16 protein-coding genes and 1 other RNA gene are annotated in these 15,939 nt (G+C 69.6%); 9 read left to right on the top strand and 8 right to left on the bottom strand.

What is annotated here, in order from left to right:
* Nucleotides 1-85: 85 nt before the first annotated feature.
* A complete protein-coding gene (locus tag OG984_RS01005) occupies nucleotides 86-2,671 on the top strand; it encodes an alpha-glucuronidase family glycosyl hydrolase (RefSeq protein WP_328529818.1) in 2,586 nt (861 codons plus the stop codon).
* A gap of 1 nt (nucleotide 2,672) precedes the next feature.
* Here OG984_RS01005 and OG984_RS01000 read toward each other — a convergent pair whose 3' ends face one another.
* The 4 genes from OG984_RS01000 to OG984_RS00985 form a co-directional block, all read right to left on the bottom strand.
* Entirely contained in the window at nucleotides 2,673-3,287 is a 615-nt protein-coding gene (locus tag OG984_RS01000) for a maleylpyruvate isomerase family mycothiol-dependent enzyme (RefSeq protein ID WP_328529817.1), read from the bottom strand.
* Nucleotides 3,288-3,345: 58 nt separating this feature from the next.
* On the bottom strand, nucleotides 3,346-5,370 hold the full coding sequence (locus OG984_RS00995) for an NAD(+) synthase (RefSeq protein ID WP_328529816.1): 2,025 nt from the start codon (nucleotides 5,368-5,370) through the stop codon (nucleotides 3,346-3,348).
* 65 nt (nucleotides 5,371-5,435) lie between these two features.
* Nucleotides 5,436-6,551: a 3-keto-disaccharide hydrolase gene (locus OG984_RS00990; RefSeq protein WP_328529815.1), complete on the bottom strand. Its 1,116-nt coding sequence runs from the start codon at nucleotides 6,549-6,551 to the stop codon at nucleotides 5,436-5,438.
* 92 nt (nucleotides 6,552-6,643) lie between these two features.
* Nucleotides 6,644-7,117: a GNAT family N-acetyltransferase gene (locus tag OG984_RS00985; protein ID WP_328529814.1), complete on the bottom strand. Its 474-nt coding sequence runs from the start codon at nucleotides 7,115-7,117 to the stop codon at nucleotides 6,644-6,646.
* Nucleotides 7,118-7,171: 54 nt separating this feature from the next.
* Between OG984_RS00985 and OG984_RS00980 the strand changes: the two genes are divergently transcribed.
* Both OG984_RS00980 and panB read left to right on the top strand, forming a co-directional pair.
* The gene (locus OG984_RS00980; protein ID WP_328529813.1) at nucleotides 7,172-7,708 is read left to right on the top strand and encodes a GNAT family N-acetyltransferase; all 537 of its coding nucleotides are present in this window, start codon (nucleotides 7,172-7,174) and stop codon (nucleotides 7,706-7,708) included.
* A gap of 98 nt (nucleotides 7,709-7,806) precedes the next feature.
* Nucleotides 7,807-8,688, top strand: coding sequence for a 3-methyl-2-oxobutanoate hydroxymethyltransferase (gene panB / locus OG984_RS00975; protein WP_442940941.1), 882 nt, complete (start codon nucleotides 7,807-7,809; stop codon nucleotides 8,686-8,688).
* Nucleotides 8,689-9,024: 336 nt separating this feature from the next.
* Here the strand turns inward: panB and OG984_RS00970 are convergent, their stop codons facing one another.
* A complete protein-coding gene (locus OG984_RS00970) occupies nucleotides 9,025-9,681 on the bottom strand; it encodes a potassium channel family protein (RefSeq protein WP_328529811.1) in 657 nt (218 codons plus the stop codon).
* A 43-nt stretch (nucleotides 9,682-9,724) separates the two neighbouring features.
* Between OG984_RS00970 and OG984_RS00965 the strand changes: the two genes are divergently transcribed.
* On the top strand, nucleotides 9,725-10,942 hold the full coding sequence (locus OG984_RS00965) for a PQQ-dependent sugar dehydrogenase (protein ID WP_328529810.1): 1,218 nt from the start codon (nucleotides 9,725-9,727) through the stop codon (nucleotides 10,940-10,942).
* Nucleotides 10,943-10,962: 20 nt separating this feature from the next.
* On the opposite strand, the gene OG984_RS00960 is transcribed toward OG984_RS00965, so the two are convergent.
* A complete protein-coding gene (locus OG984_RS00960) occupies nucleotides 10,963-11,172 on the bottom strand; it encodes a hypothetical protein (protein WP_328529809.1) in 210 nt (69 codons plus the stop codon).
* A gap of 75 nt (nucleotides 11,173-11,247) precedes the next feature.
* Here OG984_RS00960 and OG984_RS00955 point away from each other — a divergent pair, with 75 nt between their 5' ends.
* Genes OG984_RS00955 through OG984_RS00945 form a run of 3 tightly spaced genes read left to right on the top strand, consistent with a single transcriptional unit; the run spans nucleotide 11,248 to nucleotide 14,431 of the window.
* The gene (locus OG984_RS00955) at nucleotides 11,248-12,744 is read left to right on the top strand and encodes a circularly permuted type 2 ATP-grasp protein (RefSeq protein WP_328529808.1); all 1,497 of its coding nucleotides are present in this window, start codon (nucleotides 11,248-11,250) and stop codon (nucleotides 12,742-12,744) included.
* Nucleotides 12,744-13,673, top strand: coding sequence for an alpha-E domain-containing protein (locus OG984_RS00950; protein ID WP_328529807.1), 930 nt, complete (start codon nucleotides 12,744-12,746; stop codon nucleotides 13,671-13,673). Before OG984_RS00955 ends, OG984_RS00950 begins: the two co-directional genes overlap by 1 nt.
* Before the next feature lie 14 nt (nucleotides 13,674-13,687).
* Nucleotides 13,688-14,431, top strand: a complete 744-nt coding sequence (locus tag OG984_RS00945; protein ID WP_328529806.1) for a transglutaminase family protein — start codon at nucleotides 13,688-13,690, stop codon at nucleotides 14,429-14,431.
* A gap of 6 nt (nucleotides 14,432-14,437) precedes the next feature.
* On the opposite strand, the gene OG984_RS00940 is transcribed toward OG984_RS00945, so the two are convergent.
* A complete protein-coding gene (locus OG984_RS00940; RefSeq protein ID WP_328529805.1) occupies nucleotides 14,438-14,749 on the bottom strand; it encodes a 4a-hydroxytetrahydrobiopterin dehydratase in 312 nt (103 codons plus the stop codon).
* Nucleotides 14,750-14,772: 23 nt separating this feature from the next.
* Nucleotides 14,773-15,198 carry a tetratricopeptide repeat protein gene (locus tag OG984_RS00935; RefSeq protein ID WP_328529804.1) on the bottom strand — a complete coding sequence of 142 codons (426 nt, stop codon included), beginning with the start codon at nucleotides 15,196-15,198 and terminating at the stop codon, nucleotides 14,773-14,775.
* A gap of 87 nt (nucleotides 15,199-15,285) precedes the next feature.
* Between OG984_RS00935 and OG984_RS00930 the strand changes: the two genes are divergently transcribed.
* Together OG984_RS00930 and rnpB are read left to right on the top strand one after the other, a co-directional pair.
* On the top strand, nucleotides 15,286-15,477 hold the full coding sequence (locus tag OG984_RS00930; protein ID WP_196873524.1) for a DUF1918 domain-containing protein: 192 nt from the start codon (nucleotides 15,286-15,288) through the stop codon (nucleotides 15,475-15,477).
* 15 nt (nucleotides 15,478-15,492) lie between these two features.
* An RNA gene (gene rnpB / locus OG984_RS00925) (RNase P RNA component class A) lies at nucleotides 15,493-15,846 on the top strand.
* Nucleotides 15,847-15,939 lie beyond the last annotated feature (93 nt).

The raw sequence follows: 15,939 nt of genomic DNA, 5'->3' as shown, positions 1-15,939 counted from the left end.
GCTAACCGCCGCTCGCCGGGCGCCAACTCGTATGATCTTCGTCACACTCGTCCGACAGGTATCCCCCAACCCCTACGGAGCGACGATGCGCGTACTCCCCATCCGGCCGGCACGTCCGCTGGCACTTCTCACCGTTCTCGCCCTGGCTCTCACCATGCTCGCGGTCGCCTCGGCGTCCCCCGCGAAGGCTGCCGGCGGCCCTGCCCCTTATCCCGATGACTACGACGGCTCCCAGATGTGGCTGGGCTACCGGCCCGTCGAGGACGAGCGGCGGCTGGCGGAGTACCGATCGCTGGCCAGCTCGATCGTCGTCGAGAACGCCACCGCCGACCCCGTCCACCGGCACACCGACGATCTGGGGATCGAGCCTGGCGGAAGCGAGAAGCTGGTCACCTCGAGCCTGGAGGCGGCTCGCGAGGAGCTGATCCGCGGGCTCGGCGGCATGCTTGGCACCGACATCCCCGTCGCCGAGGACGTCTCCCCCGGCGCGGTCGTCGTCGGCACCCCGACCTCATCCCAGGTCGTACGCAGCGAGATCCCGGCCCGCGACCTCGGCCGTCTGGGGTCCGAGGGCTATCTGATCCGTTCGGTCGGCGGCCACACCGTCATCGCAGGCAACACCGAGGTGGCCGCACTGTACGGAACCTACGGCTTCCTCCGGCTGATGCAGACCGGCAGGCCGATCAGCCGGGTGAACGACGTCGAGGTGCCCAGGGTCCAGGACCGGTGGATCGACAACTGGGACGTCGAGCGGCTCTACGCCGGCAACGCCGACACCGCGAAGGGCCCCAACACCGGCGGGCTGGCCGGCGAGGACGGCTCGATCTTCAACTTCGCGGCGACCGGCGAGAGCGCCGACAGGAACCTGCCGGTGATCCTGGACCGCTACGTGACCGTGGCCCGGGCGCTGGCGTCGGTCGGGATCAACGGCTTCAACATCAACAACGTCAACGCCAGGAACGCCTACATCACCCCGGAGTACATCGAGCAGGAGGCGGCGCTGGCCGACGCCCTGCGGCCCTACGGGATCAAGCTCGCCCTCTCGATCCGTTACGACGCACCGACCGACCAGCGATTCGCCCCGGACACGCTCACCCGTGACCAGCTCGACCCGACCCAGGCGCCGTTCCGGGACTGGTGGACCCGCAGGGCCACCATGATCAAGGAGGCGATCCCGGACTTCGCCGGGTTCACCGTCAAGGCCAACTCCGAGGGGCAGCCCGGCCCGCAGGACTTCGGGTTCGACCACGGCGACGGCGCCAACGGCATGGCCGCGGCCGTCGAGCCGCTGGGGATGCAGATCAAGTGGCGTACGTTCGTCTACAACGCCGACGTCGACGAGGACCGGCTGAAGCGCGCCTACCTCGAGTTCGGGCCGATCGACGACGAGGTGCAGCCGGACGGGTCCCGCGGACGGATCGCCGACAACGTCTTCCTGCAGACGAAGAACGGGCCGTTGGACTTCCAGGCGCGCGAGCCGGTCAACCCGATGTTCGGGCGGATGGAGAACACCAATCAGGCCATCGAGCTGCAGATCACGCAGGAATACACCGGTCAGTCGACGATGCTCGCCTACCTCGGCCCGATGTGGCAGGAGGTGTTCAACGCCGACACCGGTGCGACCGACGAGTCCGGCCGGCTGCTGCCGAAGCGGAAGGTCGGGCACATCGTCGACGGCACCGCCCAGGGCCAGGAGCGGACCGCGATCGTCGGCGTCGGCAACCTCGGCAACGCCGACAACCTCACCGGTCACCACTTCTCCCAGTCCAACCTGTTCGCCTTCGGACGGATGGCGTGGGACTGGACCCTGGACTCGCGCGGGATCGCGGATGACTGGACCCGGATGACCTGGAGCGGTGACAGCAGGACCGTCAACAAGATCGTCGCGATGATGATGGGTTCGTGGGAGTCGGTGGTCAGCTACCAGACCCCGCTCGGCATCGGCCACCAGTTCGGCGCCGACATCCACTACGAGCCGGGACCGGAGGAGACTCTGGGCCGCCCGGACTGGAGCCCGACCTACTACAACCGGGCCGACTCCGTCGGGCTCGGCTACGACCGCTCGGCAGGCGGCAGCGGCTACTCGGGGCAGTACTTCCCCACGCTGGCCGAGCGCTTCGACGACATCGAGACGACCCCGGAGAACCTGCTCATGTGGTTCCACCACGTCCCGTGGGGCCACGAGATGGACAGCGGCCGGCCGTTCTGGGACGAGCTGGTCTACCGCTACCAGATGGGCGTCCAGTACGTCACCTGGATGCGCCGCACCTGGGACTCCCTCGAGCCCTCTCTCGATGCACGACGGTTCGGCGAGGTGAAGGCCAAGCTCGCCCGGCACGAGGCCGACGCCGAGATGTGGCGCGACGAGTGCGTCTCCTACTGGCAGACCTTCTCCGGCCGCGAGATGCCCACCGACGACGGACCGACCTCCATCGCGGTCGAGATCGACGGGAGGACGTACGACGGCTTCGACCTGTCGCTGGACGAGTACACGCTCGACGTGCCCGACGGGACCTCGCCGAGGATCACCGAGGTCGAGACGGCCGATCCCCGGGCGACGTATGACATCGTCGAGCAGGCCGACGGGATCCCGGGCCGGGCGGTCGTCGAGGTCGAGACGGAAGGCTTCTTCGGCCCGCTGCTGAAGAGGTACGTCCTGAAGCTCGAGTGAGTCACCAGCGCCCGGGTCCGGTGAGCTCGCCTGGTTCTGTCGAACGGCCCGACAGGGCCAGCGCGAGCGCGATCGCGCTGCCACGGACCTCGGGACCGGTCCCGATCGCCACGTCGGCGTCGGTGGCCACGAGGCGCACGCGTTGGGCTCGCTCCTTGCCGCCGCCCCACTTCTGCGAGGTGTCGGCCAGGTAGCGCAGCGCCGTGACGACGTGCTCGACCGGGTAATCGCGCCGGATCCCGAGCGGCCGCCGGATGTCCTCGCCGTGCGCGAACTCCTCGACGAGGCGGGTGGCGAGCGGGGCAGGTGGGGTCGCCGTTCGGCCGGCGACGCGACGGAACGACGCCAAGGTCGCGGCCGGATCCTCGGCCCGCTCCCGGTCGACGCCGGTCTGGTTGTCCCGGTCGAAGTCGCCGCGGGCGGCGATCATGCGGCGTACGAACCCCAGCCGGGTGGTCGTGGCGACATCGATCATGTGGGCGAGCACGTCGTGGACGGTCCAGCCCGTGCACAGCGACGGGGTCGTCCAGCGTGCCGGGGCGAGGGTCTCGAGATCGCGGATCAGCGCCTCGCGCTCGGTGTGCACCACGGACCAGATCGCGCTCTTGGACGACATGGTCCCGGACGCTACCGCCACTCCGCCCTCGCCGCCCCAGCATAAAGCGACGGCCACCTCACTCCACGGGAACCCGGGCCTCGATCTCGGCGAGCCAGGCCGCCGGCGAGGCGTCCGAGGGCATCCGCCAGTCGCCGCGGGGCGACATGGTGCCGCCGTTGGAGACCTTGGGACCGTTGGGCAGCGCCGAACGCTTGAACTGGTTGGCGAAGAAGCGCTTCACGAAGACCTCGAGCCAGGACCGGATCTCCTTCATCTCGTACGCCGCCCGCTTCCCCTCCGGGAAGCCCGGGGGCCACTCGCCGGCCTCGACGTCGTGCCAGGCGTTCCACGCCAGGAAGGCGATCTTGGAGGGCGTGAAGCCGTTGCGGACGGTGTGGAAGAGGGTGAAGTCCTGCAGGGCGTACGGACCGATCTTCTGCTCCGTCGACTGCAGCTCCTCCCCCGGCACGAGCTCGGGCGAGATCTCCTGGTCGAGGATCGCCTGGAGCACCTCGTCGGCGGTGCCGTCGAACTGCTCGGTGGTGATCACCCAGCGGATCAGGTGCTGGATCAGGGTCTTCGGCACGCCGGCGTTGACGTTGTAGTGCGACATCTGGTCGCCGACGCCGTAGGTCGCCCAGCCGAGCGCCAGCTCGGAGAGGTCTCCGGTGCCGAGCACGATGCCGCCGCGCTGGTTGGCGATGCGGAAGAGGAAGTCCGTACGCAGCCCCGCCTGGACGTTCTCGAACGTGACGTCGTAGACCGGCTCACCGTTGCCGGCCGGGTGGCCGATCTCCTTGAGCATCTGGGTGGCGGTGGGCCGGATGTCGAGCGTCTCGTAGGTCGTCCCGAGCGCCTCCATCAGATGGATCGCGTTGGACTTGGTGTCGTCGGACGTGGCGAACCCGGGCATCGTGAACGCCAGGATGTCGCTCGCCGGACGGCCGAGCCGCTCCATCGCCTTCGCGGCGACGATCAGCGCGTGGGTCGAGTCGAGCCCGCCGGAGACGCCGATGACGATCTTCGTGTCCGGGCCGATCGACTGCAGCCGCTTCTCCAGCCCGGAGACCTGGATGTTGTAGGCCTCGTAGCAGTCCAGCGCGAGCTTCTCCGGGTCGTCGGGGACGAACGGGAACCGGTCGACCTTGCGCCGCAGCCCGTCGCCGGTGAGCGGCGGGGCGAGCTCGAACTCGATCTCGGAGTGATATCCGCCCTCTGCCCGACGGTTGTCGTCGAAAGTGCTCTGCCGGATCCGCTCCGCGCGGATCCGTTCCAGATCGACGTCGACCACGGTCCTTCTGGCGCTGTCGGGGAACCGCTCGGTCTCCCCCAGCAACTCGCCGAGCTCGTACACCATCGTCTGCCCGTCCCACGACAGGTCGGTCGTCGATTCGCCCGGCCCTGCGGCGGTGTAGACGTACGCTGCCGCGCACCGCGCGCTCGCCGACTGCACCAGCAGGCGGCGCGCTTCGGAGCGCCCCACGGTGACCGGGCTCGCCGAGAGGTTGAGCAGGACGGTCGCCCCGGCCAGTGCCGCCTTCGCGCTCGGCGGCACCGGGACCCACATGTCCTCGCAGATCTCGACGTGGAAGACGAGATCCTTGACGTCGGTGCAGCGGAAGAGCAGGCCATTGCTGAGCGGCACCTCCTCGCCACCGAGCATGATGGTGCCGTCTGCATCGTCGCCGGTGCTGTACCAGCGCTTCTCGTAGAACTCCCGGTAGTTGGGGAGGTAGGACTTGGGCACCACGCCCAGCACCTCGCCGCCGTGGATCACGACCGCGGTGTTGAGCACCCGGTCGCCGTGGCGCAGCGGGGCGCCGACGACGATCACCGGCAGCAGCTCCTCGGAGGCCACCACGATCGCACTGATCGCGGCATGGACCGCGTCGAGGAGGGTCCGCTGCAGGACGAGGTCGTCGATCGAGTAGCCCGAGAGGCACAGCTCCGGGAAGAGCGCGACCGCCACGCCCTCCTCGCTGCACTCACGGGCCTGCGCGATCACCTCGCGCGCGTTGGCCGCCGGGTCGGCGACGGAGATCGGGATGGTGCACGCCGCGACCCGCGCGAAGCCATGGGAGTAGGCGGAGTAGAAGTCCACACCTGGGAGTCTAGGCGCGACCGGCTACCCGGCCACGCGATGCCCGTCGCCGGCCGCGTACGACCTCAGGACAGCTCGCGGATCCGGATGTTCCGGTAGGACACCACGTCCGGGGTGCTGCCGTGCGCCTGCACCCCGACATGGCCGGTCAGGCCCCGGCTGCTGGAGTCGGGGTCGTTCGGACGACCGGGGAACGGCAGCCCGGGCAGGTTCTCGAACTCGTTGATCACCACGCCGTTGCGGATCACGGTGTAGTGCTGCCCTACGACGCGGATCTCGAGATCGTTCCAGGTGCCCTTCGGGGTCGGTCGCGCCTCGGCCAGGGTGAGGTCGGCGAAGCCGTAGATCGACCCGGTCTTGCGGGGGTCGTTGCTGCCACTCTCGGGCGAGTCGTTGACCTGGATCTCGTGGCCACAGTTGACCGCGATCCAGGAGAGGTTTCCGGTCTCGCTGCCGTTGAACGTGGTCGGGCAGCCGTCGACCGGGCCCCACAGCTCGGGGAAGCGCACCTGGACGCCGCTGTTTCCGCGGGCCTCTCCGGGTGCGTCGTCGCGGAACTGCAGGCGCAGGGAGAAGTCGCCGTACTCCCGCTCGGGGTACCACAGTGTCCCGAAGCCGCCGCCCGCTCCGGCGCGGCTGCGGATGGTGCCGTCGGGCAGCAGGTCGAACCCGCCGTCACCGGCGTAGGCCCACGTGGCGAAGGATGCGGCCGAGCCGTCGAAGATCTGGTCGTATCCCTCGACCTTCCCCACCTCCGAGCGGGCCGCGGCGGACTGCAGCCGGCTCGCCTCGGCCCGGGTCACCTCACCGGTGGCGACCAGGCCGGCGGTGACGCTGCGCACGTGCGTCACGAAGGCGCCGTGCGTCGGCCACGTCCGCTCGTCGTCGATGACGTCGTTGACGGTGCAGCCGGAGCGCAGGGTGCTGTTGTCGACACCGGTGTCGAGATCGAGGAAGACCACGCTCGGGCGGGCATCGGGTGCCGGGCAGCTCGCGGCCGTCGCGGTCGCCTCGGCCGAAGTCGCGGTGGCGGCTGCGACCGGACCACCCAGGCACAGGGCGGTGATCCCGAGGACGGCCGACCCGACGGCGAGTCGGGTCCGGGTGCGGCGTGCGGGGAGGAGGTGAGACATCGAGACTCCGAACGTCGGGACGCCGAAGGGGGATGTGATGGGCGTCACGCAGGATGCTAGTGGCGACTGCGTCCGACTTTCAACCGTTTCCGAACGACTTTCGCGGACTGCCTGCGAAAGTCCCTGGTGGACGGCCGAACTCAGCCCGGCGAGCGCTCCATCACGATCTCCTCCGGACCACCGTCGATGGGGCTGGGAACGGTGTCGGCCGCCTCGACGAAACCGAGCCGCTCGTAGACGGCGTGGGCGCGGTCGTTGCCGACGAGGTGGGTGAGGCGCACGGGCAGGTCGCCGGCGCGGGCGATCACCTCGCCCAGCAGCGCGCTACCGGCGCCGGATCCTTGGACCTCGGGGAGGACATAGAGCTTCCAGAGCATCAGATGGTCCTCGAAGAGCGAGTAGGAGGCCATCGCGATGACTCGGTCGTCGACCTCGGCGACGAGCACCGTGCCGGCCCTGATCCCGGGGAGCACCGCGTCCGGCGCCCACCACTTGTTGATGCCGTCCTCGACGTACGCCTGTCCGGTGATCGGCGGGTACGTCGCTCGCCAGGTCGTCACGCCGACGTGGATCACCGCGTCGGGGTCCTCCGTCGTCGCCTCTCGCACCCGCATGGACGTGACGATAACCAGGAGCGCCGGGGCTGTCGTTCGGTTTAGCGTCGGAGCGTGCTGATCCGACGTGAACGTCCCGAGGACGTGGCCGACATCCGGGCGGTCACCGCCGCCGCCTTCTCCGGGGTGGAGCACTCCGCCCCACCGATCGAGCCCGACGGCGCGCCAGGGGAGGCGACGCTGGTGGGGTGGCTGCGCGAGGACCCGGGCTGGATCCCGGAGCTCTCGCTGGTCGCGGAGGTGGACGCCGAGGTCGTCGGCCACGTCGTGGCGACTCGCGGCGACCTCGCCGGCCGGCCCGCGCTCGGTCTCGGACCGGTGAGCGTCTGCCCCGCACGTCAGCGCGACGGAGTCGGGTCGGCACTGATGCACGCCGTCCTCGGCGGCGCCGACGCGATGGGCGAGCCGGTCGTGGTGCTCCTCGGCTCACCGGACTACTACGGACGCTTCGGCTTCGTGCCCGCCTCGTCCCTCGGCATCGAGGCGCCCGATCCGGCGTGGGGCGACTACTTCCAGGCACGGCCGCTGGCGGCGTACGAACCGGGTCTTCGGGGCCAGTTCAGCTATGCCGCTCCGTTCGACAGGCTGTGATCACCACCACAGCGCCATCAGGTTCATCTGGACCTACGCTGGAGGTAGTCCGTGGACTCCATCAGGGAGCTGCGAGATGACACCAGAAAGGCTCGATGATGAGCACGAACCCCTCTGCCGAGGAGACCGCGCCCTACGGGAACGGTGCCGCCGCCAGCACGACTGCCGGCGCGCCGGCCAAGCCCGTACGCAAGGTGCGCACGCATCATCTTCGCGAGATGAAGCAGCGTGGCGACAAGATCACGATGCTCACCTCCTACGACATGTACACCGCCCAGATCTTCGACGAGGCCGGGGTCGACCTGCTGCTCGTCGGTGACTCCGCCTCCAACAACGTCCTCGGCAACGAGACGTCGCTTCCGGTGACCGTGGACGAGCTGCTGCCGCTGACCCGCGCGGTATCGCGCAGCGCGAAGCGGGCGATGGTCGTCGGCGACCTCCCCTTCGGCTCCTACCAGGCCTCGCCCGAGCAGGGCTACCTGACCGCGGTGCGGTTCATGAAGGAGGGCGGCGCCCACTGCGTGAAGCTCGAGGGCGGCGCCGAGATGGCCCCGGTGATCAAGAAGCTGACCGAGGGCGGCGTCCCGGTCATCGCCCACATCGGCTTCACCCCGCAGTCCGAGCACGTTCTCGGCGGCTACCGCGTCCAGGGCCGCGGCGACACCTCCGACCGGATCATCGACGACGCCAAGGCCGTTCAGGAGGCGGGCGCGTTCGCGGTCGTCATGGAGATGGTCCCCGGCGAGGTCGCCGCGCAGATCACCAAGGAGCTCGACATCCCCACGATCGGCATCGGCGCCGGCCCCGACTGCGACGGCCAGGTGCTGGTCTGGCAGGACGCCTTCGGCATGCGCGGCGGCAAGATGGCCCGCTTCGTGAAGCAGTACGCCGACGTGAAGTCGGTCCTCTCCGACGGCGCCGAGGCCTACATCTCCGACGTCAAGGGCTCGACCTTCCCCGGCCCCGAGCACACCTTCTGAGGCTCTTCCGACGAAGTGGTCAATCTGGGCCGTCCGCCGGCTCTTCGCCGGGCCCATTTTGACCACTTCTCGGGTCCTGCTCCCACAGGGAGCCTCGCCACAGGCCGTACCAGGCGTCCAGGCGGGTGGGATCGTAGGTCCGGCCGAGCGCCTCGTCGGCCTCCCGCAGGATCATCGCGGCACGGAAACCTGACGTCCGGCGCCACCTACCCATGGCGAACGTAGCCCGCGTCCGCCAGACGCGAGTCGCGACGGCGGTCGCGGGCGTACTGCCCACGGTCTCGGGGCGCATTCCCGCCGACCTGTGGACAACCCGCTTCGCGACGTGGTCGGGTCCTAGACCTCGCTGCGGCGAGCCCTGGCGGCCGCCAGCCCGACGAGGCGGGCGACGACCAGGGCGACGTAGAAGACTCCGGCGACCTGCTCGATCATGACGACCGAGCGGGCGTGAGGGAGCACGGGGACGATGTCGGAGAGACCGACGGAGGTCAGGGTGGTGAACGAGAGGTAGAGCAGGTCGAACCACTGCCGGTGGTCGCCGAACGAGCCGGGCCAGATCACCTGCACCGCGGCGTAGAGGTAGGCGAAGGCCCAGGCCACCACCGTGAACGCGGCTCCGGTCGCGAAGAGCTCGTCGCGGGTCACCACGTCGTCGTGGAAGAGATAGCGGATCATCGCGTAGGAGACGAACAGGTAGAACGGCACGTGGAAGAAGGCCGAGGTCAGCACGACCCAGCCCTCGTTGGGCGCGACCGACTCCCACACGGCGAAGATCGTCGCCGGACCACCGAAGAGGCAGGCGGCCCAGGAGAAGGCGGGGGTGAGACGTACGGCCGCGACCGCCGCCAGCAGAAGCAGCAGCTGGAGGACGCCGAGGCCAGCTCGGCCGGCCGTGGACCCGTCGAGGAACGGGTAGGCCAGGATCGCCACGACCTGGCCGAGGAGGAGCACGGCGGAGGGGTGGTCACGCATCGCCCTGATCACGTTCGTCACAACAGCCCACCCTAGGGCCCCTCGGGCCAGTACCGTCGGCACCATGCGCGCTGCCCTAGCCCTCGCCTCCGTGGTCGCTCTCGGGCTCTCGACCGCCGCCTGCTCCGGGGATCCCTCCCCGGCCACCACCCCGCCGCCGCTGAACCCGTCGGGTTCGGCCAGTGCGCCGCCGAGCGCCTCCTCGTCCGCTCCCCCGGCCGTGCTGCCGACCTCCGGCCGGGTGCCCGAGCTCGACGTCGAGGTGGCGGGCGAGGGGCTGGACCACCCGTGGGACGTCGCCGACCTCGGCGAGGACCGGTTCCTGGTCACCGAGCGCGACCGGGCGGTCCTGTCCCTGATCGAGAACGGGGAGCGGCGCGAGATCTCGCTCGAGGACAACGACATCTGGGTCTCCGGCGAGACCGGCCTGATGGGCCTGGAGGTCGATCCCGGCTTCGCCGAGAACCGGCGCATCTACACCTGTCAGGGGTGGAACGGAGGCGAGGACGTACGCGTCATCTCCTGGACCCTCGACGCCGGACTGACCCGGGCCACCCAGGAGCGGACCCTGATCGACGGCTTCCCCACGAGCTCCGGGAGACACGGTGGCTGTCGGCTGCTGATCAGCGCCGACGGTGCGCTGTGGGTCGGCACCGGCGACGCCGCGAACGAGGAGAACCCGCGCAGCCTCGACTCCCTGGGCGGGAAGACGCTCCGCCTCGACCCGGAGACCGGAGACCCCTGGCCGGGCAACCCGTGGGGCGGTGACGAGGGGCCACGACGATTCATCACGAGCTTCGGCCACCGCAACGTGCAGGGGCTGGCGCAGCGTGCCGACGGCACCGTCTGGTCGGTCGAGCACGGCCCCGACCGCGACGACGAGATCAACGAGATCACGCTCGGCGGCGACTACGGCTGGAACCCGGGCTCCGGCTACGACGAGTCGGTGCCGATGACCGACCAGGATCTGCCCGGGGAGCAGATCGAGGCGGCCTGGAGCTCCGGCAACCCGACCGTCGCGACGGGTGGCGGCACCTTCATCCCGGTGCAGAAGCGCTGGGGTGCCTTCGGCGGGGCGCTCGCGGTCGCCGTGCTCAAGGACCAGGAGCTGCGGGTCGTCTCCTTCGACGAGTCCGGGAAGCTGACCGACGACCGGTCGCCCGAGGTCATGCACGACTATGGGCGGCTGCGTACGGTCTCGCTGGCCGCCGACGGGGACCTCCTCGTCACCACCGACAACGGCGGCGGCGAGGACGTCCTGCTTCGGGTCACCCCGCGCTGAGGGTCACCCGAAGCCGAGGATCACCTGTCCTCGTTGCCCGCGTCGCCTTCCCAGGCCTTGTCCTCCTTGTCCCAGCGCTCGTTGTTCTCCTGGACCTTCTGCAGGGCCAGGGAGGCCTCGGCGTGGGAGGCGTAGGGACCGAGACGATCCTTGGCCTTGCAGCCCTCGTACGGCTCGACGGTCTGGTGCTTGAGGCAGTAGTAGAACTCGCCCGCGTGCTCGTCGCTCATGTGGCCAACCTACCGTTGTGCGAGATGTTCGCGTGGGCAACAGCGCTGTTACACGGATTTCAGTAGGTTGCCACCATGAGCCAGATGTTCGACGCCTACGAGACTCGAGATCCGGCCTTCGACGAGATGTTCTCCGGCAGCGAGCTGCGGCCTCCCTACCAGCGGCTCGGCGACTCCCTGCGCAGGCTCAGCGCCTCCGAGCTGATCAGCCGGGTCGAGGCGATGCAGGCCAGCTATCTCGACCAGGGCGTCACCTTCGACATCGGCGGCGAGGAGCGGGCCTTCCCCCTCGACATCGTCCCGCGGGTCATCGAGCGCGACACCTGGACCACGATCGACAAGGGCGTCCAGCAGCGTGTCAAGGCGCTGGAGCTGTTCCTCGCCGATGTCTACGACGAGGGCAAGGTCTTCGACGACGGGGTGATCCCGCGCGAGGTGATCACGACCTCCAGCCACTATCACCGCGCCGCCGCGGGGGTGCACCCGCCCAACGGCGTACGTGTGCAGGTCTCCGGCATCGACCTGGTCCGGGACAACGCCGGCGAGTTCCGCGTGCTGGAGGACAACGTGCGCGTCCCCTCAGGCGTCTCGTACGTCATGACCAACCGCCGCGCGATCTCGGCCGCGCTCCCGGAGGCGATCGCCGAGCACCGGATCCGGCCGGTGGCCAACTACCCGCAGAAGCTCCTGGCAGCGCTGCGCGCGGCCGCTCCGGCCGGTGTTGCCGACCCGACGGTGGTCGTGCTGACACCGGGTGTCTACAACGGCGCCTACTTCGAGCACGCGCTGCTGGCCCGGACGATGGGCGTCGAGCTCGTCGAGGGGCGCGACCTGGTCTGCCGCAACGGGCAGGTGCTGATGCGTACGACCAAGGGGCTGGCCCCGGTCCACGTGATCTACCGGCGCATCGACGACGAGTTCCTCGATCCGGTGCACTTCCGGCCCGACTCGATGCTCGGCTGCGTCGGGCTGATCGACGCCGCCCGGATGGGCAACGTGACCCTGGCCAACGCGGTCGGCAACGGGGTCGCCGACGACAAGCTCGTCTACACCTACATGCCCGACATCATCCGCTACTACCTGGCGGAGGATCCGATCATCAAGAACGTCGACACCTGGCGGATGGGCGACGCGTCCTCGCGCGAGGAGGTCCTCGACCGGCTCGACGAGCTGGTGCTCAAGCCGGTCGACGGCTCGGGCGGCAAGGGCATCGTGATCGGACCGGCGGCCTCGGCACGCGAGCTGGAGGTGCTGCGCGGCAAGATCCTGGAGGACCCCCGCTCCTGGATCGCGCAGCCGGTGGTGCAGCTCTCGACGGTCCCGACCTTCATCGACGAGCAGCTCGGGGCGCGGCATGTGGACCTGAGGCCGTTCGCGGTCAATGATGGCGACAAGGTCTGGGTTCTTCCCGGTGGCCTGACTCGGGTGGCGCTCGCCGAAGGCGAGCTGATCGTGAACAGCTCCCGTGGCGGCGGCTCGAAGGACACCTGGGTGCTCGCCGGACCGACGTCGTCCCGGCCGACCGGCCGGGGTCAGAGTCAGGGTCAGTCTCAAGCGCAGGGGGTTGCGTGATGCTGAGTCGCATCGCCGAGTCGATGTTCTGGATCGGACGCTATGTCGAGCGCGCCGAGGACACCGCACGGATACTCGACGTGCAGACCCAGCACATCCTCGAGGACGCCGCCACCGACGAGGAGACGGCCTGCCGCTCGCTGCTCGCGGTGATGGGCGTCGAGATCCCGCCCACCGAGAAGGTCGGCCTGCCGCAGATCCTGGACATGCTGGCGTACGACACCACCGCACCGACCTCGATGGCCTATGCGCTCGGGGCAGCCCGGGAGTCGGCCCGCGGGGCCCGGGAGACGCTCTCGGTGCCGCTGTGGGAGGCGCTGAACACCACCTACCGGGCGATCCCGGCCGGGCAGTTCAAGCACATGCGCGCGCCCTTCATCTTCGGCTGGGTACGCGACCGGGTGGCCCAGATCAACGGCACCGCCGACGCCACAATGATGCGCGACGAGTCCTGGCAGTTCCTGATGCTGGGGCGCTACGTCGAGCGCGCCGACATGACCTCGCGGCTGGTCGCGACCACGTCGCTGACCTCGGCCGGCGGGGCGTCGCAGTGGAACTCGACGCTGCGTGCCTGTGGTGCGTACGACGCGTTCCTGCGGGTCAACAAGGGGGTCGAGACCGAGCAGGCGGCGGCCGAGTTCCTGCTGCTGGACCGGATCTTCCCGCGCTCGGTGGTGCACGCGCTGCAGCGGGCTGAAGGGGCACTGGACACGCTGGAGGGCACGACCCGGCGAGCCGGCTTCTCCGACGAGGCCCACCGGCTGATCGGCCGGATGCGGGCGTCGCTGGAGTACCGCTCGCTCCACGACCTCCTGGCGGACCTGCCCGCCGAGATGGAGCGGCTCCAGGTCACCTGCGCGGAGGCCACCGAGGCGGTCACCAAGCGCTACTTCGCCGGTGCCGAGGCGCTGGCCTGGCAGCCGGTCTGAGGAGTCTGATCGAGATGAGCATGCAGTTCCGGATCGTGCACACCACGACGTTCAGCTACGACGGCCCGGCGGTCGCCTCCTACAACCAGGCGCGGCTGACCCCGCTGACCACGCCCAACCAGATCGTGGTCCATCACCGGCTCGACGTCTCGCCCAAGCCGTGGACGTACGAGTACAAGGACTACTTCGGCAACGAGGTCACCGCCATCGAGGTGCTCGAGGCGCACCGGGCCCTGAAGGTCTCCGCGACCAGCACCGTCCAGGTCTCCCGCGAGCCGGGCGCCGCGCCGGTGCTCACCTGGGAGGAGGCCGCGCTGCCCGGGGTCGCGGACCGGTTCGTCGAGTTCCTGGGCCTGCCCGCACACGTGGCGCCCGACGAGGAGCTCGCCACGGCGGCCAAGGGCATTGCGTCCTCGGCGGCGCTTCCCGGCGAGGCTGCGTTCGAGATCGCCAGAGCGGTCGCTTCTGCCGCACCGTCCGATGCCGCCCACCAGCTGCTCGGTGCGCTGCGGACCGTCGGGATCCCGGCGCGCTACGTCTCCGGCTACGTCTACCCCGGCGGCGCGCACTCCTGGGTGGAGTGGTGGGACAACGGATGGCACGGGATCGACCCGGCCACCGGCACCGAACCCGGCGACACCTACGTCGGTGTGGCCACGGGGCGCGACCACACCGACGTCAAGCCGCTGGGCGGGATCTACTCGGGTCCCGCCGAGCCGGCCGTCGAGGTCAGCGTCGAGATGACGCGGCTGGCCTGAGCTGGCTCAGAGCGAGGACTCCGCCGCGAGCGCGTTGATCACCTTCGCCAGGGCGAGGTCACGGCTGGTGACCCCGCCGGCGTCGTGGCTGGTGAGCCGGATCTCGACATAGGGGTAACGCAGGTCGATGTCGGGGTGGTGGTTGGCCTCCTCGGCCTTCGCCCCGATCGCGTTGACCAGGGAGAGACCGGTGATGAAGTCACCGGTCTCCACGCGGGCGACGATGCTGTCGGCATCGCCGGAGGAGTCGAACGTCCAGCCCTCGAGCTGCTCCTGGGCGACCTGCTCGGCGGTGAGAGTCGTGGTGTCAGGTTCCATGCCACCACCCTCTCACCCCACGCTCACTCCTCGCGCTGGGCCAGCCGGTTGCGTACGCGGTAGACGGCTGCGTGATGGTCGTAGTCGTCGCTCATCACGGCCGCCAGGCGCAGCGGGCCGAGGGCATCCTCGAGGCGGTCCTGGCGCTCCAGCACGCGGCCGAGCGAGTGCTGGCTCCAGGCGTCGCTCGGGTCGCGCTCGACCAGCCAGCGCAGCTCGGCCTCGGCCTTGGCGAGCTGGGCCCGGAGCATGTAGGCCCACGCCCGCATGCTCCGCAGCCCGATGTTGTCGGGGTCGTCGGCGAGCGCCGGCTCCAGGATCTCCAGCGCCTCCACGGGGAAGCGCCGCGAGAGCAGGTCGTGAGCCGTCCGGTAGGCCACCTCGTGCGAGGTCTGGCTCGGAAAGACGACAGCCGGGGCTACGTACTCGAAGTCTTCGTTCTCTGTCATCACACCCTCCGAACGTGATACCCCACCACGGTATTCCACCACGCCAGCGATGGGAGCACCATGGTGACGGTTAGGAGGTGAACGCGCATGCACGCATCAGTCGGTGACCACCTCGTCGTCATGGGCCAGCACGTCGGCGACCACGTTCGGGAGGCCGAGATCATCGAGGTCAGCCACCCCGACGGCAGCCCGCCCTACCTCGTACGCTGGAGCGACAGCGACCACGAGTCGCTCGTCTTCCCCGGTCCGGATGCCCACATCGAGCCCGCCTCGCACTAGACTTTTACACGCGGACGGGCTGGCCGGGCGATCGCGTCGTTCCTTCGGGGGCGTCGAGGAAAGTCCGGGCTCCACAGGACAGGGTGGTGGCTAACGGCCACCCGGGGTGACCCGCGGGACAGTGCCACAGAGAACAGACCGCCTCTACCCTCCAGGTAGCGGTAAGGGTGAAACGGTGGGGTAAGAGCCCACCAGTCCTCGTGGTGACACGAGGAGCTAGGTAAACCCCACCCGGAGCAAGACCAGACAGCATGCGCTCGAGGGCTGTCCGCCCGAGCATGCGGGTAGGTTGCTAGAGGCCATCGGCAACGATGGTCCGAGATGGATGGTCGCCGATCACAGAACCCGGCTTACAGGCCAGCCCGTTCGCTCTCACCGGCACCGCCTGCCGTCGGGCTGCGTCGTGCTGTGCCGACACCCGGAGTTCGGATCGCGGGTTGGGCGACCAGGCAGAGTAGTTCG

This window comes from Nocardioides sp. NBC_00368 (assembly GCF_036090055.1).
Lineage (GTDB): Bacteria > Actinomycetota > Actinomycetes > Propionibacteriales > Nocardioidaceae > Nocardioides.
This window is presented reverse-complemented; position numbering and strand designations above follow the sequence as displayed.